Origin of the sequence: Mesorhizobium yinganensis (assembly GCF_040081985.1) — a bacterium.
Classification (GTDB): domain Bacteria; phylum Pseudomonadota; class Alphaproteobacteria; order Rhizobiales; family Rhizobiaceae; genus Kumtagia; species Kumtagia yinganensis.
Genome location: NZ_JBEBMH010000006.1, coordinates 140,143 through 160,998, shown reverse-complemented (window position 1 = coordinate 160,998; position 20,856 = coordinate 140,143). Strand labels below are relative to the sequence as shown.

The window sequence follows — 20,856 nt, the reverse complement described above, 5'->3', positions numbered from 1 at the left end:
TCTTTCATGTCAGACACCCCAACCGAGAAACCTTCAAACCGGCCTTCGCCCGTCATTGTGCTGGTCGCCCCGCAGATGGGCGAGAACATCGGCATGGTGGCGCGCGCCATGGCGAATTTCGGCCTTTCAGAACTTCGGTTGGTCGCGCCGCGCGACGGCTGGCCGAACGACAAGGCGACTGCCGCCGCCAGCCGCGCCACGCATGTGGTCGAGGCTGCGGCGGTCTTCGACGATTTGCGTGCCGCGATTGCCGACCTGAATTTCGTCTTCGCCACCACGGCGCGCGAACGCGACGGCTTCAAGCCGGTACGCGGGCCGGTGGAGGCGGCGCGCACGCTGCGTGCTCAGGCGGCCGGCGGATACCGCGCCGGCATCCTGTTCGGACGCGAGAAATTCGGGCTCGACAATGACGAGATCAGCCTTGCCGACGAGATCGTCACCTTTCCGGTCGATCCGGCCTATGCCTCGCTCAATGTGGCGCAAGCGGTGCTGCTGATGGCCTATGAATGGCGCAAGGCAGGCCTTGAGCGCGAGACCGACATCCCTTTCACGGGCCCACAGACTGTGGCGGCGCCGAAGGAGGAACTGCACGGCCTGTTCGGCCATCTCGAAGCCGCACTGGATACCCGCGGCTACTTCCGGCCGCTGGCCAAGAAAGCAAAAATGGTCGACAAGGTGCGCGCGGTGTTGACGCGGCCCGGCTTCACGATGGGCGAGATCAAGGTGCTGCGCGGCATCGTCTCGTCGCTCGATTATTTTTCGCCGAAGGAGCCGCGCGGCGCCGGTTATCCGCTGCGCAAGGCCGAGGTCGACAAGCAGGCGCATCCGGCGCGCCGGGCGGAGGATGCCGGGGAGGGAAGCGATGACTGAACGCCCGGTCCTGATGTTTGATTCCGGCATTGGCGGCCTCACGGTACTACGCGAGGCGCGCGTGCTGATGCCCGACCGCCGTTTCGTCTATGTCGCGGACGACGCGGCCTTTCCCTATGGCGCCTGGGAGGAGCCGGCGCTGAAGGCGCATATCATCTGCCTGTTCGGCAAATTGCTCGACCGCTTCGAGCCGGAGATCTCGGTGATCGCCTGCAACACCGCCTCGACGCTGGTGATCGAAGCGCTGCGCGTGGCGTTTCCCGGCCATCCGTTCGTCGGCACCGTGCCGGCCATAAAGCCCGCCGCCGAACGCACACGCTCCGGCCTGGTCTCGGTGCTGGCGACGCCGGGCACGGTGAAGCGGCAATATACGCGCGACCTGATCACCAACTGGGCGTCGAAATGCCATGTGCGGCTGGTCGGCAGCGACAGGCTGGCCGCACTCGCCGAAAACTATATGCGCGACGGTTTCGTCGACGAGGAGGCGGTGAGGGCCGAGATCGCACCGTGTTTCATCGAGCATGAAGGCCAGCGCACCGACATCGTGGTGCTGGCCTGCACGCATTATCCGTTCCTGGTCAACCGCATGCGCAAGACCGCACCCTGGCCGGTCGACTGGATCGACCCCGCCGAAGCGATTGCGCGCCGCGCGCTGTCGCTGCTGCCTCAGGTCGGGCAGGGGGCTTCTTCGCCCGGCGAGCGTTCAGACATCGCGGTCTTCACATCGGGCAATGCGGGATTTGCCGAGCGCCGCCTGATGCAGGGATTTGGCCTTACTGTCACACCGCAACCGGCCGTGCCTGTGACCGCTTGATAACAGCCGAACCGAAGAGGATTGCCGCCACGGTCGCGACGTAGGCGACAATTTGGATGCCTTCCGGCCGCGCGACATAGCCGATCAGTATGTGCAGCAGCAAACCGACTGCGTTCGTCTGCGGCAGGATCTCGGACGTGTTCCAGATGTCGTAGCCGAGCGCCGGCAAACAACCGGCCTGAACGAGGAAGGCCGCGGCCTGCGCGGCAAGCCCGGCGGCGAGCAGGATGATGATCACGCCCGTCACCCTGAAAATATGCTTCAGCGGCACGCGCAGCAGCCCGGTATAGAACAGCCAGCCAACAAGGGCTGCGGCGGCCACGCCCAGCAGCCCGCCTTGCAGCATCGAGGCGACCGTCATCTCGCCGTCGATCGCCAGACTGTACAGGAAAAGCACGGTCTCGGATCCCTCCCGCAAAATCGCGACCGCGCAGATGATCGCCAGCGCCGAAAGCGGCCTGCCGCCCTCCTTGACGGCGCGGCCGACGGCGCGGCTCTGGCCGGCCAGTTCGGCGGCATGCGCGCTCATCCACATCTGGTGCCAGCCGAGCATCGCCACGGCGATTAGCAATACCCCGGCGTTGAAGACTTCCGTGCCGTTGCCCTCAAAAAGGTCGGCAAGGCCGTTGGCGAAAAACGCAACCACCGCCGAGCCCAGCAGGCCGGCGGCGACGCCCGCTGCGACCCAGCCGCCACGGCCGGCGATGCCCTTGCTGGCGGCCATCACAATCGCGACGATAAGCGCCGCTTCCAGGGTCTCGCGGAAGACGATGACGAAGGTCGAGAGCACGGCGCTCACTCCGCGAAGAGGTTGCCGACGGCCGTGTCCTTGTGCCGCTCGCCGAAGAAGCCGTAGCTGCCGGCCGACAGCGGTCCGACGTGGAACGTCATCTGCTTGCCGGCGCTGATCACCTTCTCGACGTGGAAATCGTTGCTTTCGAATTCTTCCGACGTGGGATCGGCGTTGACGACCACCAGGGAAAACTTCTCGCCCGCCGGCACGGTCAGCGTCTGCGGCTTGAAGCGATGATCCTGGATGGTCAGCGTAAAAGACTTTTCGTCGGCAAACGATGCGGAGGTTGCCGCGACGTTTGCAAGCAAGGCGGCGGCGTACACCGCAACAGCCACTAGGCGGGAGAACGTCATGGCGAGACCTTTTCTGATCCATTGGGCCGTCAAGCGGCTGCGCGAAATTGGCCGCACCATATAAAGGTGACATGCAATGTCAAGTAAAACCGCAGGTTAGAAACGCTCTAAATACAATGATTACAAAGTGTTAGCGTGTGTATTCGATCCGTCGACGGCTTCGGAACCTGGCGTGTACCCGCGCGTTTGGCTGAATCGGGAACAAGGAGACAGGCCATGCCAGCCAAGTCGAAAGCACAGCAGAAGGCGGCCGGCGCCGCCCTTTCCGCCAAGCGCGGCGAAACAAAAAAGAGCGAATTGAAGGGCGCTTCCAAGGGAATGTATGAGTCCATGAGCGAGAAGCAACTCGAGGAATTCGCTGAGACGAAACGCAAGGGGTTGCCGGAGAAGAAGTCGTAGGGCTAGCTTCAGTCTGGCCGCGCCGGCGGTCCACTTGGCGCCCTGTCTCAGCGCCAGCGGCCTGCCAGGGCGTTTCACCGCAACATATCTTCTGCCGGAGCGGCGGGCGCAGTTTGTTCGGTCACCAAACCTCCACGAAATTATCTTGTACCTCTCACATATTTAGTGATTGATAGACATCGTTAGCGGGCTAAGATTGTCCGGAGGCGGGGGCCAACGCCTTGTGGAGGACATGGTGAAGACAAAATGGAAACGGCTCATTCGGCCCGCCTTGCTTGCGTTCGCGGGCGTGGCTGCGACAGGAATCGTGCGCGCGGAGGATGCCCGGCTGGTGCAGGGGGATGATCCTTATTTCAAACAGGCTGACAGTGCGCTCACGGAGATCCTGAAACGTCAGAAGAATACCAACCAGGCCAAGAACGTCATCCTGGTCGTTGGCGACGGCATGGGCTTCTCTACAGTCACCGCGACGCGCATCTTCGAAGGGCAACAGCGCGGCGTAGACGGCGAATCGAACGTGCTGGCATGGGAGGCGTTTCCGCACCTGGCAGCGTCGAAGACCTATTCTGCCGACGCCCAGATCACGGATTCGGCGCCGAGCGCGGTTGCCATGACCACGGGCGTCAAGACAATCAACGATTTGATGGGCCTCAATCATACGGCCAAACTCGGTTCCTGCGAGGACCAGAAGACCAAGCAGGTAACCACGCTTTGGGAAATGGCGGAGACGCTTGGCATGTCGACCGGCGCCATCACCACGGCCCGCCTGACCCACGCTACGCCCGGCGCGACCTACGCCCATATCGCCGACCGCGACTGGGAGTCCGACGCCGAGATGACGCCCGAGGCGGTTGCCGGCGGCTGTGCCGATATCGCCCGGCAACTGGTCGAGATGAAATATGGCGACGGTCTTGAAGTCGCGATGGGCGGCGGCCGCGCCTATTTCATGCCGGCTGGGGCCAATGACGCCGAGTATGGGGATGCGGAGAAGAAAAAAGGCCGGCGCAAAGACGGCAAGGATCTGACCAAGGCTTGGCTCGATCGCTACGGTGACAAGGGCGCCTATGTCTGGAACGCGGAGCAGTTCTCAGCGATCGATCCGTCCAAGACTGACCATTTGCTCGGTCTGTTCGAGCCGTCTCACATGCAATACGAGCACGACCGGCGGGGCGATAAGGCCGGCGAACCTTCGCTCGCCGAAATGGCCGAGAAATCGATCGACATTCTTTCGAAGAATCCGGAGGGCTACGTACTGCTTGTCGAGGGCGGCCGCATCGACCATGCCAGCCACGAATCCAATGCCTACCGCACGCTGTCGGACGGCGCGGCGATGAACGAGGCCGTCAAGGCGATCCTGCGCAAGGTCAATCTGGATGAGACGCTGATCGTGGTGACCGGCGATCACAGCCATACGCTGACCATCTCCGGCTACGCCAAGCGCGGCAACCCTATCCTCGGCATTTCGGTAGGCGTCGACGACGAGCCGATCTACGGCAAGGACGGCAAGACCTACACGACGATCGGCTTCGCCAACGGGCCCGGCGGCTCGGAGAAACCGATGGAGCGGCCGATGCTGACTTCGGAACAGACGATGAAGCCGGACTTCGTCCAGCCCTCCTATGTCCCGCTCGGCAGCGAGACGCATGGCGGCGAAGACCTGGGCATCTATGCTATCGGGCCCTGGTCGCATCTGTTTCAGGGGACGGTGGAGGAGAACTACACCTTCCACGTCATGAACTACGCATCGAAGATCGGCGAACGGCTGCAGAAGAAGTAGACGTGACACGAAACCGTCCGGCGGCGCGGTTCCCCCTCGCCGCCGGGCACGAGCAAGGGTCAGTCCGCCTTGCGGTCCCCGCATTGCGACTGTTTGTTGACAGCGGGGACGATTTCGCCTATCTCGCCGCCATCGCCGGGCCGAAAGGTCCGGCGTCTTATTTGACGTGTCCCGTGGGTCTTTTCCGCAAAGCGTGCGTGGAAGGTCCTGTCAGGTCTCGAAAAAGGAGGCCAGAGGAGGGCGCGTTTCCTTCACCCGGAGCATGGGCTTCGGGTGGTCTTTTTGAAAGGGAATGCGATGAGCAAGCGCGAATCCGCGAAATACAAGATCGACCGCCGTCTCGGCGAAAACATCTGGGGCCGCCCGAAATCCCCGGTCAACAAGCGTGAATACGGCCCCGGCCAGCACGGCCAGCGCCGCAAGGGCAAGCTTTCCGACTTCGGCCTCCAGCTCCGCGCCAAGCAGAAGCTCAAGGGCCACTATGGCGACGTTTCGGAAAAGCAGTTCCGCAAGACCTATGAGGAAGCCGACCGCCGCCGCGGCGACACGTCGGAAAACCTGATTGGCCTCTTGGAATCGCGCCTCGACGCCGTCGTCTACCGCGCCAAATTCGTGCCGACGATTTTTGCCGCCCGCCAGTTCGTCAACCACGGCCACATCAACGTCAACGGCAAGCGCGTGAACATCGGCTCGTACCGTTGCAAGGCCGGCGACGTGATCGAGGTGCGCGAGAAGTCGAAGCAGCTCGTCATCGTGCTGGAATCGGTGCAGCTCGCCGAGCGCGACGTTCCTGACTACATCGAGGCCGACCACAACAAGATGACCGCGACCTTCACTCGCGTTCCTGGCTTAGCCGACGTGCCGTTCGCGGTGCAGATGGAACCGAACCTGGTGGTCGAGTTCTACTCGCGCTGATCTTTTCGGCTACAGCGACATCTTTCGAGCGGCGGGCCTCCCGCCGCTCTTTTATTTTGGGCGGTGACATATTCGGCCTTAATCGACGGTTTGGCCTTGCGCCTGGCGGCCGGTCGGGAATATCGAAGGGGCCGCTCGCTGCCCTCTGGGGCTTTCGGCCGAAACTGGAAGACGCCGACGCATGGATCTCGGGACAATCGACAGGCCGTTCGCGCTGGATAGCCAATCGGCCGACGACGACCAGGCCGACAGCTATCATCCGCTGTTCCGAGACGTTCCGTCCTCCGTCGCCTTCAACAAGCTGCGCAAGCGGCTGCTGCGCCAGGCGCGCGAGGCGATCGAGAATTTTGGCATGGTGCGTCCTGGCGAACGCTGGCTGGTGGCGCTGTCGGGCGGCAAGGATTCCTACGGCCTTCTGGCTGTCCTGCTCGACCTGAAGTGGCGCGGCCTGCTGCCGGTCGACCTTATCGCCTGCAATCTCGACCAGGGCCAGCCGAATTTTCCCAAGCACATCCTGCCTGAATTCCTCGACCGTTACGAAATTCCGCACCGCATCGAATACCGCGACACCTATTCAATCGTCACCGACAAGATCGCCGAGGGCGCGACCTATTGCTCGCTCTGCTCGCGGCTGAGGCGCGGCCATCTCTACCGGGTCGCGCGGGAGGAGGGGTGCTCGTCACTGGTGCTCGGCCACCATCGCGAAGACATCCTTGAAACCTTCTTCATGAATCTCTTCCACGGCGGCCGGCTGGCGGCCATGCCGCCGAAACTGCTCAACGACGAGGGCGATGTGATGGTGCTCAGGCCATTGGCCTTCTGCGCCGAGGCCGATCTTGCGCGCTTCGCCGAGGCGATGCGCTTCCCGATCATTCCCTGCGATCTCTGCGGCAGCCAGGACGGCCTGCAGCGCAACGCCATGAAGGCTATGATCGACGACATCGAACGAAGGATGCCGGGCCGCAAGGACACGATGATCCGGGCGCTCGCCAATGTCAGGCCTTCGCATCTGCTCGACCGGTCGCTCTTCGACTTCGCCGCTCTCACCCGATAATAGCGAGACATGTCCATGCATTTTGACGACAAGACGGTCGATTGGCTGACCGCGCTTCTGGCCGAGGCTGCCGCGGTGGAGATAATGCCGCGCTGGCGCCGACTCAGCGCCGAGGACATCCGCCAGAAAACATCGGCCACCGACCTCGTGACCGAGGCCGACGTCAACGCCGAACGCTTCATCACGGCGCGGCTGAAGGAGCGGTTTCCCACCGCGCTGGTTGTTGGCGAGGAAGCCCACGCCGCCGACGCTTCGGTGCTTAACGGGCTCGGTGATGCCGACCTGGCCTTCGTGATCGATCCGGTCGACGGCACGCTGAACTTCGCCTCGGGAATGCCGCTGTTCGGCGTCATGCTGGCCGTCGTCGTTAAAGGCGAGACGGTGGCCGGCATCATCCACGATCCGGTCGGCAGGGATTTCATCATGGCGGTGAAGGGCGGCGGCGCTCACATCCGCCATGGAGACGGGCGGCTGGAGCCGTGCCGTGTCACGCCGGCGCTGCCGGTCTCGGCTATGAACGGCGCGGTCTCCTGGCACTATGCCAAGGAGCCGGAGCGCACCATGCTCGCCCGCAACCAGGCGAAGTTCAACGCGCATTTCAACTTCCGCTGCGCCGCGCACGAATACCGCCTGCTGGCGACCGGCAACGCGCATTTCGTCGTCTACATGAAGCTGATGCCGTGGGACCATTTGCCCGGCACGTTGATCCATGCCGAGGCCGGCGGCTATTGTGCTCGGCTAGATGGCTCCGCCTATCTGCCGTCGCATGTCGGCGGCGGGCTGCTCGCTTCCCCCGACAAGGAGAGCTGGCAGGAAATCCGCCGTGCGCTCTGGGCGGATTGATCTTGACGGTCTGAGTTTGGGCGACTTTCCGGCGCCCATGTCGGCCTGAAAGTACGCGATATGTATTTACGGGTCGGTTCAGTGGCCCATCGTATCCGCGCCCGGCTTCTTCGTGTCATGCTGCGGGCGGAACAGTTTTCCGCGCTCGGCGATCAGCACCATGACGATGCCAAGACCGGCGACGCCGCAGAAGCCCGCTGCGAGCGGCGTTGTCGTGCCATCGAAGGACTGGCCGATGAAGGCGCCGACGAGGCCGCCGCCCAGCGTCTGGATGAATCCTTGCACCGACGATGCCGATCCGGCGATATGGCCGAGCGGCTCCATGGCGAGTGCGTTGAAGTTCGATCCGATCCAACCGAACTGGAACATGGCGGCCGCGAACAGTGCCACGAAAACCAGCAGCGGCACCTGCCCGAACAGCGACCATACGAGCCAAATGAGGCTGACGAGGAAGAACCCGATCAGCGCCGCATGCGACAGGCGGCGCATGCCCCAGCGCATGACCAGCCGTGAATTCAGGAAGGAGGACACCGCCATCAGTCCGGCGATGCAGGCAAACACGACCGGGAACCACACGCCGAGCCCGTAGATGCCGACATAGACCTGCTGGGCGGAATTGATGAAACCGAACAACGCGCCGAATACCGTCATCGAGGCCAGCGTATACCAGAGCGACACACGCGTCGTCAGCACGATGCCGAAGGCTTGGCCGACCGACGAAAGCGTGAACGGCCGTCGATCCTCGGGATGCATCGTCTCCGGCAGGCGCACAGCCGCCCACAGGGCTATCGCCACGGCGATGGTTCCCATGCAGATGAAGATAAAATGCCAGTTCGCGAACAGCATCATCAACTGGCCGATGCTCGGCGCCACAACCGGGATGATCATGAACACCATGAAGATCAGCGACATGATCTCGGCCATCTGGCGTCCGCCGAAGCGGTCACGCACCATCGAGACGGCGATGACCCGGGTCGAGGCGGCGCCGATGCCCTGGATGAAACGCAGCGCCAGCATCGTCTCGAAATTGGGTGAAAACGCCGCTGCGAAGGCGGCGAGCAGATAGACCGTCAGGCCGAACAGCAGCGGCCCCCGCCGGCCGAAGCGATCCGACGCCGGGCCATAGGCAAGCAACGCAGAGGCCATGCCGGCGAAATAGGCGGTGATCACATATTGCCGGTGGTTCTCGTTCTCTACGCCCAGGCTGGCGCCGATCTGCTGGAGACCGGGCAGCATGATGTCGATCGCCAGCGCGTTGAGCGCCATGAGCGCGGCGGCCAGTGCGATGAATTCCCAGCGGGGAAGCGGGAACGCAAGCTGCTTGCTCGCGGAGGTCTGCTGGTCCATCGGAAGGCTCCGGTGTGGCGGCAAAACGAAATGCGCCGGAGGGCCGGCGCATTTGCGATTCAAGCGTTGGAGAACCCGGCCCGGCCGGGTCCGGGATCAGGCGGCGCTGCTGGCGCTGACGCCTTTTTCCTCGAAATAACCCTGCAACTCGCCCGCCTGGAACATTTCGCGGATAATGTCGCAGCCGCCGACGAACTCGCCCTTCACATAAAGCTGGGGGATGGTCGGCCAGTTGGAATATTCCTTGATGCCCTGGCGCAGTTCGTTGGAGGTCAGCACGTTGACGCCTTTGTAGTCGACGCCGAGATAGTCGAGGATCTGCACGACCTGACCCGAGAAACCGCACTGCGGGAAGCCCGGAGTGCCCTTCATGAAGAGAACGACGTCGTTGCCCTTCACTTCACTGTCGATGTAGTCGTTGATTCCGCTCATGGATCGCCCTTTCACGCCCGCTGGGAGTCGGGCTCGAAACATGACACTCAAATAAACCGATAGACGACCCGAAACAAGACGCCGCGCCTCTTTCCGTCTGGTCCAGCGGCGCCGGATCATCGAAATGGCGCAATGTGTGGATTTTTGCGGAGAGTAGACCGGATCGGAGCGCAATTCGCGTGTACTGGAAAGCTGTTGCCGCGATTGTCCTGGTTGTCGCTTGCCTCGGCGCGGCGCTTGCCTTCTGGCGTTTAGAGGCGGCTCGTCTGCGCGCGCCATTCGACCTTGCCGAATTGCCGGCGCCGTGCCGCGAAACGTCTTTCGATCAAGCCGCCTACATCGTCTGCGAGGTCGATCTGCGCACCCATGAGGTCGCCATCCGTCATTCCGCCCCTGACGGAAAGGCTTACGGCTCGCTCGACGCCTTCGACCGGGCAATGGCGGCCGCCGGCAGGCCCGTGCAACTCGCAATGAACGCCGGCATGTATCATGAAGGGCTCGGCCCGGTCGGCCTGCTGGTCGAGAGCGGAAGGGAATTGTCGCCGGTCGAAGCAGCGGACGGCGAGGGCAATTTCTACCTCAAGCCGAACGGCATTTTTTTGATCGGTGAGGACGATAAGGCTGCGGTTATGGAGACAGGGAAATTTCTGGCAGAACGCCCAGCAGTGAAATTCGCGACGCAATCCGGCCCCATGCTGGTGATCGACGGCGCGATCCATCCAAAATTCCTGCCGGACGGCACGTCGAAATACACGAGGAACGGGGTCGGCGTGCGCGACCCGGACACGGTGGTGCTGGCCATCTCGATGTCGGAAGTCAGCCTCGGCAGTTTCGCGCGGCTGTTCCGCGATGAACTCGGCTGCCCGAACGCACTGTTCCTCGACGGCGCGATCTCGACGCTGTCGAACGGTGAAAAGACCTTGCTGGGCGGAAAATATCCGGTCGGGCCGATCATCTCGGCGTTTGCGAAAAACTAGGCCGCCAGCCTTATTCGTATTCGAAAATTGAGTTCGTCTGTTCACTCCGGCGCGCTGGTCTGCAATGCCAATGCGTGCAACACGCCGCCCATATTGCCCTTCAGCGCCTCATAAACCATCTGGTGCTGCTGGACGCGGCTCTTTCCGCGAAAACTCTCCGCCACGACCTCGGCGGCATAATGATCGCCGTCGCCGGCGAGGTCGCGGATCGTCACCTTGGCGTCCGGAATGCCTTCCTTGATCAGTTTCTCGATGTCGTGCGCGTCCATGGCCAAAGCGGCGATCTCCTCTGCTCGACATGAGACGTAGGCGACTATCGTATCGGCATCAACGGCAAATCAATCCGGCTCCATGACATATGCGCGTGCCGTGAAGATCGATACCACGACCAGGCAGACATTGCTCACGACGGACACGGTGGAGAGAAGGAGCGAGACGAAAGGCGGGAATGCGCGGAGATCGCCGCCACCACAACCCACGGCGTCACCATACGATATCGCAGCCGTCATCGTGATCGACACCAAGTATAGGACCACCGCCGCCCGCGGAAAAGGTCGGGGTTCCCTGGCCGTCTGGACGAAACTCATCAGGACCAGAAAGACGATGGGCAGCCCATAGAAACCGCAGGCCAGGCCGATCACACCCATGTTCTGCCAGGCTTGCGCCCGGATCGCCGCATCCGACACGCCGTTGCAGGCATCCGAACCTAAGGTCGTCAGCGCCCAGACGACCGGTGGTCCTGCGAACCAGCAGACGAAGACGCCTATCCAGAACCCCGCCAGGCAGAACGCCAGCAGAAAGGTCCTTGTCCTAGTTTCCATTCATGAACTTCGGAAACCAGCCTTCATGCGCGGCCCGGAGGTCGTCAACGGAAATCGCTCGGGCATCGCCGAGCTTCAGTTCGCGCCCGCCCGTGACGCCGATCCACGGCGCGAACACGCCGCTGTCCTTCAGGAATTCGCCGAGGAACCAGTCGACCTTTTCGCGTGGGATGGTGACGAGGTAGCGGCCCTGGTCCTCGCCGAAGAAGACGGGGATCGGCGACAGATCCTTGAGCTGGTTCACGGTGGCGCCGATGCCGCCCATCATCGTCATCTCGGCGAGCGCCACGGCCAGTCCGCCGTCCGAAATGTCGTGCACGGCGGTGGCGACGCCGCGCTCGATCAGCGAGCGCACAAGGTCACCGACGCGCTTTTCATGGGCGAGGTCGACCGGCGGGGGAGGGCCGTCGGCGCGGCCGAAAAGGTCGCGCAGATAGATGGACTGGCCGAGATGTGTGCCCCAGGAAGCCGGCGCGCCGACCAGGATGATCGCCTCGCCCTCGGCCGAAAAACCGATGCGCGCCATCTTCGACCAGTCGGCGATCAGGCCGACGCCGCCGATGGTCGGCGTCGGCAGAATCCCCTGGCCGTTGGTCTCGTTGTAGAGCGAGACGTTGCCCGAAACGATCGGGAAATCCAGCGCCCGGCAGGCCTCGCCGATGCCTTGCACCGCCTTGACGAACTGGCCCATGATCTCGGGCCTCTCGGGATTGCCGAAATTCAAATTGTCGGTGGCGGCCAGCGGCAGCGCGCCCGTCGCGGTCAGGTTGCGCCAGCATTCGGCCACCGCCTGCTTGCCGCCTTCGAACGGATCGGCCTCGCAATAGCGAGGTGTCACATCGGACGAGAAGGCGAGCGCCTTGGTCGGATGCCCGTCGATGCGCACCACGCCGGCGTCACCGCCGGGAATCTGCAGCGTGTTGGCAAGGATCAGCGTGTCATATTGCTCCCAAACCCAGCGCCGGCTGGAAAGATCCGGACCGCCAAGCATTTTTAGCAGCGCATCGGCCACGTCCATTTCTGGAACGTCGCCGGCCGGCAGCGGCGCGCGCGCCTTCGGCTCCGTCCACGGCCGGTCGTATTCCGGCGCCTGGTCGCCAAGCTCCTTGATCGGCAAATTGGCGACTTCCTCTTGCCTGTGGATCACGCGGAAACGCAAATCGTCCGTGGTCTTGCCGACGATGGCGAAATCCAGACCCCATTTGTGGAAGATCGCCTCGGCCTGCTGTTCCAACTCCGGCTTCAGCACCATGAGCATGCGCTCCTGGCTCTCCGACAGCATCATCTCATAGGCGCTCATGCGCTCCTCGCGCACCGGCACCTTGTCTAGGTCGAGCTCGATGCCGAGGTCGCCCTTGGCGCCCATCTCGACCGCCGAGCAGGTGAGGCCGGCCGCGCCCATGTCCTGGATGGCGATGACCGCGCCCGATGCCATCAGCTCCAGGCAGGCCTCCAGCAGGCACTTTTCGGTGAACGGGTCGCCGACCTGCACGGTCGGTCGCTTTTCCTCGATCGTGTCGTCGAATTCGGCGGATGCCATCGTCGCGCCGCCGACGCCGTCGCGCCCGGTCTTGGCGCCGAGATAGACGACCGGCAGGCCAACGCCCTTCGCCTCGGACAGGAAGATGCCGTCGGTGCGCGCCAGCCCCGCCGCGAAGGCGTTGACGAGGCAGTTACCGTTGTAGCGGGCGTCGAAATTGACCTCGCCGCCGACCGTCGGCACGCCGAAGGCGTTGCCGTAACCGCCGACGCCGGAAACCACGCCGGAAACCAGATGTCTTGTCTTCGGGTGGTCCGGCTCGCCAAATCGCAGCGCGTTCATCGCAGCGATCGGCCGCGCCCCCATGGTGAAGACGTCGCGCAAAATGCCGCCGACGCCGGTCGCCGCGCCCTGGTAGGGCTCGATATAGGAGGGATGGTTGTGGCTCTCCATCTTGAAGACCACGCACTGGCCGTCGCCGATGTCGACCACGCCGGCATTTTCGCCTGGCCCCTGGATCACCCGCTCGCCCTTGGTCGGCAGCGTGCGCAGCCATTTCTTCGAGCTTTTGTACGAGCAATGCTCGTTCCACATGGCCGAAAAGATGCCGAGTTCGGTGAATGTCGGCTCGCGGCCTATGAGAGCGAGGATGCGCTGGTATTCGTCGGGTTTCAGCCCATGGGAGGCGACAAGCTCGGGCGTAATCGCTACGGAATTGGAAATGGTCATCGAGGGCAGGTCGTGCTCTTGTTTCCGGGGGAGGGCTGGGCGCTTCATATAGCAAGCGCGCGAGATTGGCATCCCCGGCGCGGTCAAATGCGTGCGAAACCCACATCCGCTGGACTTGTCACCGCATTTGCAGTGGCCGTTGCCCGTCATTCCTAATTTCGCTAGCGTCCGAAGTCCCGCGATCGGTCAGGACTCCCCTCTAACGTTTGGACCAATCATTGCGGCGCGAGGTGCATCATGGAAATCGTCATACCCGGCACGGCTAGTCTTGGACTGTTCATCGTTGCCGCGCTCGTGCTCTTGGTCACGCCGGGACCGACTGTGCTCTACATCGTCGCCCGCTCGATCGAGCAGGGAAGGCTTGCCGGCTTCGTCTCGGACGTCGGCATCCATTCCGCCACGTTGGTGCATGTGCTCGCCGCCTCGCTCGGCCTGTCGGCCCTGCTCGCATCCTCGGCGCTTGCCTTCAGCATCGTCAAATATGCGGGCGCGGCCTATCTGATCTGGATCGGCCTGAAAAAGATTTTCGGCCGCGTGGAACCGATCGACTTCGAGGCCGAGACGCCGCGCGCCGATTATGCGCGGCTTTTCCGCGACGGTTTCATCGTCAACCTGCTTAACCCGAAGACGGCGCTGTTCTTCCTCGCCTTCCTGCCGCAGTTCGTCGATGTGAGCCGCGGCCACATCGCCATGCAGATTGCCTTCCTCGGCCTGCTGTTCACGCTGCTCGGTTTCATCAGCGATGGCTGCTATGCGCTGGCCGCAAGTGCGGCCGGCGGCTGGCTGAAGCGCAGCAAGACGTATCTCAATGTCGAGCGCTACGTTAGCGGCGTGATGTTCATCGGGTTGGGGCTGACGGCGGCATTTGCCGGCAATCACCGAAAATAGGCGTTGATCACCACGATCGTCGCCGAAAAAACTCAGCCGTAGCTGTCGTAACCCGCGCTGCCATGATCAAGCAGCCGGCGCAGCGTGTTGAAGCCGCCGGCGACCTGCTCGCGCTTCGACGGCATCGAAAATCCGATGCGGACGCGGTGGAACACTTTTTCGGCGCGCGCCGGCTTGTATTCGTCCTCGTCGTCGATCAGCACGCCCTCATTCGCGGCCACCTGCTTGAAAGTGCCCGACAGCCACGGCTCCGGCAGTTTTAGCCAGAGATAGGGAATGTTGCGATGCGAGCTGAAATCGAACCCCTGGAAGATGCGCCGGGCGATCGCCTCGCGCTCGGCAATCTCGCGGCGCACTTTATCGCGGATCACCTCGGCATGGCCTGCATTGATGAGTTGCGCGGTCAGTTCCGCCAGGATGAAGGGCAGGCCCCCGGTCACCATCTTGTGTGCCGTCTGCACGCGCGGCGCCATATGGGCGGGGCAGGCGGCAAATCCGCCACGCACCCCTGCCGCCACCGCCTTCGACAGGCCGCCGACATGGAAAGTCCGCTCCGGCGCCAAGGAGGCGAGCGTGGTGTATTTGGGTTCGAGAAGCGTGGCGTAGATCGCATCCTCGATCAGCCATACATTGTATTTGCGCGCCACCTCGACGATCGCCTTCAGCCTTTCGCTGGGCACGACCGAAAGCGTCGGGTTCTGCATGGCCGGCATCAGGAAGACCAGTTTCGGGTGCTGCTGCGCGCACAGCCGCTCGAAATCCTCGGCGTCGGCGCCCTGTCCGTCATTCGCAAACACGACGCTGCGCCGGCCGATCAGATTGGCGCTGCGCGAGATCGAGGCATAAGTGAGTTGCTCGAAGGCGATCTTGTCGCCCGGTGCGGTGACGGCGGCGATGACGGCCATGATCGCCGCGTGCACGCCGGTGGTCGGCACGATCGTCTGCGCATCCGGCGCCCAGTCGCCATTCGCCAGCCACTTTCGGCCCGCGTCGCGCCATTCCTGCGGCCAGCTTCGCGTATAGTCGCCGATCTTATCGGCATGTTTCAGGGTGATCTGGCCGAGCAGGTCGTGGATAATCGCCGCTTGGCCGACATCCGGGGCCGACGTTGTGTCCATCCTGATCTTGATCTGAGCCGGCGTCGCTTCCGGGATGATCGCCAGCCGCTCGGGCAGGGGCTGCGCCGCGCTCCGGGCAGGCGGATCCTCGACATTGCGATCGAGCACATAGGTGCCACGTCCGACCTCGCCGCTCACCAGCCCGCGCTCGCGCGCCACCGCATAGGCACGGGTCACCGTGCCGATCGTCACACCGATATCGAAGGCGAGGTTCCGCTGCGGCGGAAGCTTTTCGCCCGGCGGCAACGCGCCGTCGCCGATATCGGTTTCGATCTGGTCCGCCAGGCGCAGATAAAGCGGGCCGGTGCCTTTTGAGAGATCGGGAAGCCAATTTGTCATGGGGACAATTTGATATCTTGTCATTGCAATGGAGTCAATTCAAAAGATTGTCACTGTCAATGGTGACAATCAATCGAGAGGGTATCACAATGAGCACAATGAAGACATTATCCCAGACGTCGGCGCCGACCGCGGGTTTCGGCACGCACGTCCTGCGCATCATCGGCGCTGCGGCCGAAAGCCTGTCGGCGATGTTGGAGCGGCGGCGCGGCCGGCTGGCTCTGCTGGAAATGACAGATGACCAGTTGAAGGATATCGGTCTCTCCAGAGCCGATGCGGACTACGAGGGGCTGCGGCGTCCCTGGCAGTGAGGGGTGGCGCTTTGGCCAATCCTCATTATCCGAAAGCGTCCAGATTGAACCTTTCCGCCGGTTGCGGCACCGCCTGATGGCGGGGACTTCGCCGCAGCCACAATCCACCGGCGGAATGGTTCAATCTGGGCGCGTATCTTTTTTGGGGACGCGACCAGTTCTATGGTCGGCCCTAAGACGCTCCGCCGCGAGGCGCCCGTCAGGCGGCCGCGCCGCAGGACATGTCGCCCGCCGTCCAGCGCTTGAGATCGCCGGAAATCCGGACGCCGACCGGCTCGCTCATCAGCGGCCCGAACGCATCGACACGAGACGAACTTCCCTGTGCCTGCACGACAAGCAGCGGCTTTCCGCCGAAATTTTTCGACGGCACCAGCAGGAAGCGCGGCGTGCCCGTCATCGAATTCAGCTCATTGGCGAAACGATAGGATCGGAAAGCCGGGTCCTTGGAGGCGAACCAGCATTTGTGCGCCGCCGTCGCCACGACCTCCATGGCGCGCAGGGAAGCACTTTTGCCGCCGGAACTCGTCGTGACCTTGGCGGGCTGCGCCTGGCAGGCCGCGAGCGCCAGCGCAAGGAGGGGCAGGGCGGCTTGTCTCAGTCGCATCGATTGTCCCTGTATGTGCTGCGATTGTTTCGGAAAAATCAGGCGGCGATGCCCAGTGCGCTCTCAAACAGGCCGCGGCCGTCGATGCCGCCATGCGCCGCCTCGATCAGGTCTTCCGGGTGGGGCATCAGCCCCAGCACATTGCCGTTCTCGTTCATGATCCCGGCGATATCGTTGATCGAGCCGTTCGGGTTCGTGCCCTCGGCGTAGCGGAAGACCACCTGGCCGTCGCCCTCGATGCGGGCAAGCGTCTCCGCGTCGGCGAAGAAATTGCCGTCGTGATGGGCGACCGGCGTGCGGATGATCTGGCCGGGCGCATAGTTGCGGGTGAACAGCGTGTTGGCGTTGGCCACCGACATTTTCACCTCGCGGCAGACGAATTTCAGCGACGTGTTGCGCATCAGCGCGCCCGGCAGCAAACCGGCCTCGAGCAGAATCTGAAAGCCGTTGCAGACGCCGATCACCGGGACGCCCTTTTTCGCCTTTTCGGCGACCGCTTGCATCACCGGCTTGCGCGCCCCGATCGCACCGCAGCGCAGATAGTCGCCGTACGAGAACCCGCCGGGGATGACGATCAGATCGACATCGGGGATCTCCGTCTCGGTCTGCCAGACGGTGAGCGGCGGCTTTCCGGAAATTTTTGTCAGCGCCGCGATCATGTCGCGGTCGCGGTTGAGGCCAGGGAGCAGGACGACGGCGGATTTCATCACTCACGGTCCGATTCGAGTGGCGACTAAAAGGTTGCGCTAGCGGCAAGGCTTCGGCGGGTCAAGCGGCAAACGCATTCGCGAGTGCTCCTTGCGAGCCATTGGACGCATCGCCCGCAGACCGGGGCAGTGGCGTTTCAAGGCAAGGCATCGGCTGGACGACTTCAAGCGTTCCACGCGTCAGAAGTGCATGCAACTCAACCAAGGGTTAAGGAATGCTTCTTATCGCTTATACATAGACCGTACAGGGATCAAGAGATTGAAAAGCGGCTGGGAACTAAAGTTTGACGACAGCCGCTCGGCCTTTTCGGTATCCGGCTCGATCGTATTGCTGACCACTGCCTTTGTCTATTCATTCCTATGGCAGGCCGGCGGGGTTTTCGCTTCTTCCTTCTCACGCAAATTTTCTATGCAAACTGACCTTGGAGCGTGTACCGCTTCTTTTGCAAACGTGATCATGGCACAAATGATCTACGCACTGGCTATCAGCGCAGTGCTATTCGTCATATTGCTACACTTGGCGATTGACGCTTCAGTCGATCGCCAGAACAGAGTAGCCTACCTCAAGCCGGTTTTGTTGTCGCTGTCGTCGCTTTCACTGCTGATATTTTGCGCCACCAACGACAGCGGTTTTTGGATGCCCGGCCGATATGCTCAGAGCATGACCTTAAGCGAAGCCTGTCAGGTCAGCGGGAAGCTCACTTTCGTCCGAATTTACCTCATAAGTGCTTGCCTGGCTCTTTCGACATGGTTGGTGCTTGCCATGTCATTGTTCTGGCGGCGGGAATTGGTTTGTAACCGCGATTACCACGATTACCCAGCCGACCCCGCAATTCGTGCCAAAATATTAGCCGTGCATGCGAAATACCCGGACATCTTCAGTCGCGCGCCAAAACCCATATCTATCGCCGTGGTGATGGCGACGGGTATGAGTCTTCTGCTCGGGTTAAGGGGCATCTACCGATTGCTGGTTATCGCGGAACTGGTCTAACGCAACCGTCCACGACATCTTGCCGGCACGCAGACGTTAGATCGGGTGGATAGTTGTCGACGGCGAAAGTTGGATACCGCGACCAACCTTGAACGGCATTCGTCACCTCTCGGCTGACGATTTTATTACCACCGCGATCATTTCGGCCCATAAGGTTTCTGCGCTTCCGCAAGTTCGTGAAGATCAAGGCGGCGTTCGATGCGTTCAAGCCGGTCGTCCTGGTGGTCCAGCCGGCGGTTCACGCCGGCAAGCGCTTCGTCAGCACCGGTCATCCGCTTCTTCAGTTCGTGCACGTCGAACTTCACTTCCGACAGGTCGGACTGGATCCGCCTGAGAAGCTCGTAGACCAGTTCTCCGTCGACTTCCGCCATGTTCAGCAACCCGACACATACGGAGATCGTGCTTTCTGTAGCAGCTTGCCGATGCCAAGCCGAGCCTTGGTGGCCTCAATCTTTGCGCGGCCTACGTCGCCTTCGCGCCGGATCACACGAAGCAAAGCCAAAATTTCATCGAGACTGGCCTGAACCTTTACGACGTCCTGTTCAAGAACCAGAAGCTCGCGATAGATCAACTCATTCGTGACTTCCGCCATCGCGCCCTCCGGGCACAACCTCAGATAAGCGTCACACTATAGTTCTCAATCACCGTGTTGGCCAACAGCTTCTCGCACATGGCCTTCAGGTCGGCCTCGGCCTTCGCCGTGTCTGTGCCATCGAGCTCAACGTCGAAGACTTTGCCCTGCCGCACCTGGCCGACGCCGGAAAAACCCAGCGTGCCGAGCGCGCCTTCGATCGCCTTGCCTTGCGGGTCGAGCACGCCGTTCTTGAGGGTGACGGTGACGCGGGCTTTGATCACGAGTCTGTCGTTCCTTGCAGGATGCTGGAATGTGGGAGAGGGCAGCCGCTCAGTGCGGCTTGCCCTTGCCGTTGCCGGAGGCGACCAGGATCGGGCCGGTCGGGCGCGGCGGCTCGTTCTCGTTCATGATGCCGAGCCGGCGGGCGACCTCCTGATAAGCTTCCACCAATCCGCCCATGTCGCGGCGAAATCGGTCCTTGTCGAGCTTGTCCTGCGTCGCCACGTCCCACAGCCGGCAGGAGTCCGGCGAGATCTCGTCGGCCACCACGATGCGCATCATGTCGCCCTCGAACAGGCGACCGCATTCGATCTTGAAGTCGACGAGCTGGATGCCGATGCCCATGAACAGGCCGGAGAGGAAATCGTTGACGCGGATGGCCAGCGCCATGATGTCGTCGATCTCTTGCGGCGAAGCCCAGCCGAAGGCGGTGATGTGCTCTTCCGAGACCATGGGGTCGTCGAGCGCGTCGGCCTTGTAGTAGAACTCGATGATCGAGCGCGGCAGCACCGTGCCTTCCTCGATGCCGAGGCGCTTTGCCAGCGAACCGGCGGCGATGTTACGCACCACCACTTCCAGCGGGATGATCTCGACTTCCTTGATCAATTGCTCGCGCATGTTGATGCGGCGGATGAAGTGGGTCGGAATGCCCATCCGGTTCAGATGGTTGAAGATGTGCTCGGAGATGCGGTTGTTGATGACGCCCTTGCCGTCGACGATCTCGTGCTTCTTCTTGTTGAAGGCGGTGGCGTCGTCCTTGAAGAACTGAATGAGCGTGCCCGGTTCCGGTCCTTCATAAAGGATCTTGGCCTTGCCTTCGTAGATTCGGCGGCGATTTTTCATAGCGGTTTCTCTGGATTGACTGGAAGGCGGATCATACCCGTACCCTCCGACTCGCGCGACCGGGCGCGCGATCCTGGGTTTCAACGGCGGTCTCTAACGCAAAGCGTACATTTCCTCAATCGGCATTTCCCTGCAATCAACGGCTTTCCGGCGCGATTTGCCGCAGCGCAGCATCCTTGCCTGTATTGACCCCGGCGCAACGTTTTGGTTTGTGCGGACGAACCCCTTATATGGGATCGACGAAACAGAATTCCCAGCCGGAGGAGCGACCATGACAAGCATGAAAGACCGCGAGGAAGGTTTTGAGCGCAAGTTCGCGATCGACGAGGAACAGCGCTTTCGCGCCACGGCGCGCCGCAACAGGATGCTCGGCCTCTGGGCGGCCGAAAAACTCGGCAAGTCGGGCGCCGATGCCGATGCCTACGCCAAGGAAGTCGTGGTCTCCGATATCGAGGAAGCAGGCGACCACGATGTGCTGCGCAAGGTGAAGGGTGATTTCGAGGCCGCCGGCGTCGACCAGTCGGAACACCAGATCCGCCGCACCATGGACGAGTTGATGGCGCAGGCTCTCGAACAGGTCCGGAATAGCTGACCGCAG

26 protein-coding genes are annotated in these 20,856 nt (G+C 62.3%); 12 read left to right on the top strand and 14 right to left on the bottom strand.

The window, feature by feature from the left end; translation table 11 throughout:
• Nucleotides 1-6: 6 nt before the first annotated feature.
• Together ABMA59_RS14260 and murI are read left to right on the top strand one after the other, a co-directional pair.
• Nucleotides 7-870: an RNA methyltransferase gene (locus tag ABMA59_RS14260; protein WP_349006026.1), complete on the top strand. Its 864-nt coding sequence runs from the start codon at nucleotides 7-9 to the stop codon at nucleotides 868-870.
• Nucleotides 863-1,684, top strand: a complete 822-nt coding sequence (murI, locus tag ABMA59_RS14255; protein WP_349006025.1) for a glutamate racemase — start codon at nucleotides 863-865, stop codon at nucleotides 1,682-1,684. Before ABMA59_RS14260 ends, murI begins: the two co-directional genes overlap by 8 nt.
• Here the strand turns inward: murI and ABMA59_RS14250 are convergent.
• Together ABMA59_RS14250 and ABMA59_RS14245 are read right to left on the bottom strand one after the other, a co-directional pair.
• On the bottom strand, nucleotides 1,650-2,474 hold the full coding sequence (locus ABMA59_RS14250; protein WP_349006024.1) for an FTR1 family iron permease: 825 nt from the start codon (nucleotides 2,472-2,474) through the stop codon (nucleotides 1,650-1,652). The genes murI and ABMA59_RS14250 overlap by 35 nt on opposite strands.
• Nucleotides 2,475-2,479: 5 nt before the next feature.
• Complete coding sequence (locus ABMA59_RS14245; RefSeq protein WP_349006023.1) at nucleotides 2,480-2,830, bottom strand: cupredoxin domain-containing protein; 351 nt, start codon at nucleotides 2,828-2,830, stop codon at nucleotides 2,480-2,482.
• Nucleotides 2,831-3,046: 216 nt separating this feature from the next.
• On the opposite strand from ABMA59_RS14245, the gene ABMA59_RS14240 reads away from it, so the two are divergent.
• The 5 genes from ABMA59_RS14240 (at nucleotide 3,047) to ABMA59_RS14220 (ending at nucleotide 7,818) form a co-directional block, all read left to right on the top strand.
• Nucleotides 3,047-3,229: a DUF3008 family protein gene (locus tag ABMA59_RS14240; RefSeq protein ID WP_349006022.1), complete on the top strand. Its 183-nt coding sequence runs from the start codon at nucleotides 3,047-3,049 to the stop codon at nucleotides 3,227-3,229.
• 232 nt (nucleotides 3,230-3,461) lie between these two features.
• The gene (locus tag ABMA59_RS14235; RefSeq protein WP_349006021.1) at nucleotides 3,462-5,006 is read left to right on the top strand and encodes an alkaline phosphatase; all 1,545 of its coding nucleotides are present in this window, start codon (nucleotides 3,462-3,464) and stop codon (nucleotides 5,004-5,006) included.
• 297 nt (nucleotides 5,007-5,303) lie between these two features.
• Nucleotides 5,304-5,921 carry a 30S ribosomal protein S4 gene (rpsD, locus tag ABMA59_RS14230; RefSeq protein WP_308055353.1) on the top strand — a complete coding sequence of 206 codons (618 nt, stop codon included), beginning with the start codon at nucleotides 5,304-5,306 and terminating at the stop codon, nucleotides 5,919-5,921.
• Between the two features lie 181 nt (nucleotides 5,922-6,102).
• Nucleotides 6,103-6,975: a tRNA 2-thiocytidine(32) synthetase TtcA gene (gene ttcA / locus ABMA59_RS14225; RefSeq protein ID WP_349006020.1), complete on the top strand. Its 873-nt coding sequence runs from the start codon at nucleotides 6,103-6,105 to the stop codon at nucleotides 6,973-6,975.
• Between the two features lie 15 nt (nucleotides 6,976-6,990).
• Nucleotides 6,991-7,818 (top strand): inositol monophosphatase family protein, encoded by an 828-nt coding sequence (locus ABMA59_RS14220; RefSeq protein WP_349006019.1) that lies wholly within the window; start codon nucleotides 6,991-6,993, stop codon nucleotides 7,816-7,818.
• A 78-nt stretch (nucleotides 7,819-7,896) separates the two neighbouring features.
• Here ABMA59_RS14220 and ABMA59_RS14215 read toward each other — a convergent pair whose 3' ends face one another.
• Both ABMA59_RS14215 and grxD read right to left on the bottom strand, forming a co-directional pair.
• Nucleotides 7,897-9,165: a multidrug effflux MFS transporter gene (locus ABMA59_RS14215; RefSeq protein WP_349006018.1), complete on the bottom strand. Its 1,269-nt coding sequence runs from the start codon at nucleotides 9,163-9,165 to the stop codon at nucleotides 7,897-7,899.
• A 96-nt stretch (nucleotides 9,166-9,261) separates the two neighbouring features.
• A complete protein-coding gene (grxD, locus tag ABMA59_RS14210) occupies nucleotides 9,262-9,597 on the bottom strand; it encodes a Grx4 family monothiol glutaredoxin (protein ID WP_349006017.1) in 336 nt (111 codons plus the stop codon).
• A gap of 179 nt (nucleotides 9,598-9,776) precedes the next feature.
• Here grxD and ABMA59_RS14205 point away from each other — a divergent pair, with 179 nt between their 5' ends.
• Nucleotides 9,777-10,574, top strand: a complete 798-nt coding sequence (locus ABMA59_RS14205; protein WP_349006016.1) for a phosphodiester glycosidase family protein — start codon at nucleotides 9,777-9,779, stop codon at nucleotides 10,572-10,574.
• A gap of 41 nt (nucleotides 10,575-10,615) precedes the next feature.
• Here ABMA59_RS14205 and ABMA59_RS14200 read toward each other — a convergent pair whose 3' ends face one another.
• The 3 genes from ABMA59_RS14200 to purL form a co-directional block, all read right to left on the bottom strand.
• Nucleotides 10,616-10,849: a BolA/IbaG family iron-sulfur metabolism protein gene (locus ABMA59_RS14200; RefSeq protein ID WP_349006015.1), complete on the bottom strand. Its 234-nt coding sequence runs from the start codon at nucleotides 10,847-10,849 to the stop codon at nucleotides 10,616-10,618.
• Nucleotides 10,850-10,912: 63 nt separating this feature from the next.
• Nucleotides 10,913-11,395: a hypothetical protein gene (locus ABMA59_RS14195; RefSeq protein ID WP_349006014.1), complete on the bottom strand. Its 483-nt coding sequence runs from the start codon at nucleotides 11,393-11,395 to the stop codon at nucleotides 10,913-10,915.
• Entirely contained in the window at nucleotides 11,385-13,604 is a 2,220-nt protein-coding gene (gene purL / locus ABMA59_RS14190; RefSeq protein WP_349006013.1) for a phosphoribosylformylglycinamidine synthase subunit PurL, read from the bottom strand. The genes ABMA59_RS14195 and purL overlap by 11 nt, the downstream gene beginning before the upstream one ends.
• A 237-nt stretch (nucleotides 13,605-13,841) precedes the next feature.
• Between purL and ABMA59_RS14185 the strand changes: the two genes are divergently transcribed.
• Complete coding sequence (locus ABMA59_RS14185) at nucleotides 13,842-14,492, top strand: LysE family translocator (RefSeq protein ID WP_349006012.1); 651 nt, start codon at nucleotides 13,842-13,844, stop codon at nucleotides 14,490-14,492.
• A 32-nt stretch (nucleotides 14,493-14,524) separates the two neighbouring features.
• Here ABMA59_RS14185 and ABMA59_RS14180 read toward each other — a convergent pair whose 3' ends face one another.
• Entirely contained in the window at nucleotides 14,525-15,949 is a 1,425-nt protein-coding gene (locus ABMA59_RS14180) for an aminotransferase-like domain-containing protein (protein ID WP_349006011.1), read from the bottom strand.
• A gap of 89 nt (nucleotides 15,950-16,038) precedes the next feature.
• Here ABMA59_RS14180 and ABMA59_RS14175 point away from each other — a divergent pair, with 89 nt between their 5' ends.
• A complete protein-coding gene (locus tag ABMA59_RS14175) occupies nucleotides 16,039-16,260 on the top strand; it encodes a DUF1127 domain-containing protein (RefSeq protein ID WP_349006010.1) in 222 nt (73 codons plus the stop codon).
• Nucleotides 16,261-16,459: 199 nt separating this feature from the next.
• Here the strand turns inward: ABMA59_RS14175 and ABMA59_RS14170 are convergent, their stop codons facing one another.
• Complete coding sequence (locus ABMA59_RS14170) at nucleotides 16,460-16,864, bottom strand: hypothetical protein (protein WP_349006009.1); 405 nt, start codon at nucleotides 16,862-16,864, stop codon at nucleotides 16,460-16,462.
• A 38-nt stretch (nucleotides 16,865-16,902) separates the two neighbouring features.
• A complete protein-coding gene (gene purQ / locus ABMA59_RS14165) occupies nucleotides 16,903-17,571 on the bottom strand; it encodes a phosphoribosylformylglycinamidine synthase subunit PurQ (protein WP_349006008.1) in 669 nt (222 codons plus the stop codon).
• A gap of 91 nt (nucleotides 17,572-17,662) precedes the next feature.
• On the opposite strand from purQ, the gene ABMA59_RS14160 reads away from it, so the two are divergent.
• Nucleotides 17,663-18,562 (top strand): hypothetical protein, encoded by a 900-nt coding sequence (locus ABMA59_RS14160; protein WP_349006007.1) that lies wholly within the window; start codon nucleotides 17,663-17,665, stop codon nucleotides 18,560-18,562.
• Between the two features lie 137 nt (nucleotides 18,563-18,699).
• On the opposite strand, the gene ABMA59_RS14155 is transcribed toward ABMA59_RS14160, so the two are convergent.
• Genes ABMA59_RS14155 through purC form a run of 4 tightly spaced genes read right to left on the bottom strand, consistent with a single transcriptional unit; the run spans nucleotide 18,700 to nucleotide 20,258 of the window.
• A complete protein-coding gene (locus tag ABMA59_RS14155) occupies nucleotides 18,700-18,933 on the bottom strand; it encodes a hypothetical protein (protein WP_349006006.1) in 234 nt (77 codons plus the stop codon).
• A 2-nt stretch (nucleotides 18,934-18,935) separates the two neighbouring features.
• Nucleotides 18,936-19,154 (bottom strand): hypothetical protein, encoded by a 219-nt coding sequence (locus ABMA59_RS14150; protein WP_349006005.1) that lies wholly within the window; start codon nucleotides 19,152-19,154, stop codon nucleotides 18,936-18,938.
• A gap of 20 nt (nucleotides 19,155-19,174) precedes the next feature.
• Entirely contained in the window at nucleotides 19,175-19,417 is a 243-nt protein-coding gene (gene purS, locus ABMA59_RS14145; protein ID WP_349006004.1) for a phosphoribosylformylglycinamidine synthase subunit PurS, read from the bottom strand.
• Between the two features lie 49 nt (nucleotides 19,418-19,466).
• Nucleotides 19,467-20,258: a phosphoribosylaminoimidazolesuccinocarboxamide synthase gene (gene purC, locus ABMA59_RS14140; RefSeq protein WP_349006003.1), complete on the bottom strand. Its 792-nt coding sequence runs from the start codon at nucleotides 20,256-20,258 to the stop codon at nucleotides 19,467-19,469.
• Between the two features lie 271 nt (nucleotides 20,259-20,529).
• On the opposite strand from purC, the gene ABMA59_RS14135 reads away from it, so the two are divergent.
• Entirely contained in the window at nucleotides 20,530-20,850 is a 321-nt protein-coding gene (locus ABMA59_RS14135; RefSeq protein ID WP_349006002.1) for a DUF1476 domain-containing protein, read from the top strand.
• The last annotated feature ends 6 nt before the right edge of the window (nucleotides 20,851-20,856 follow it).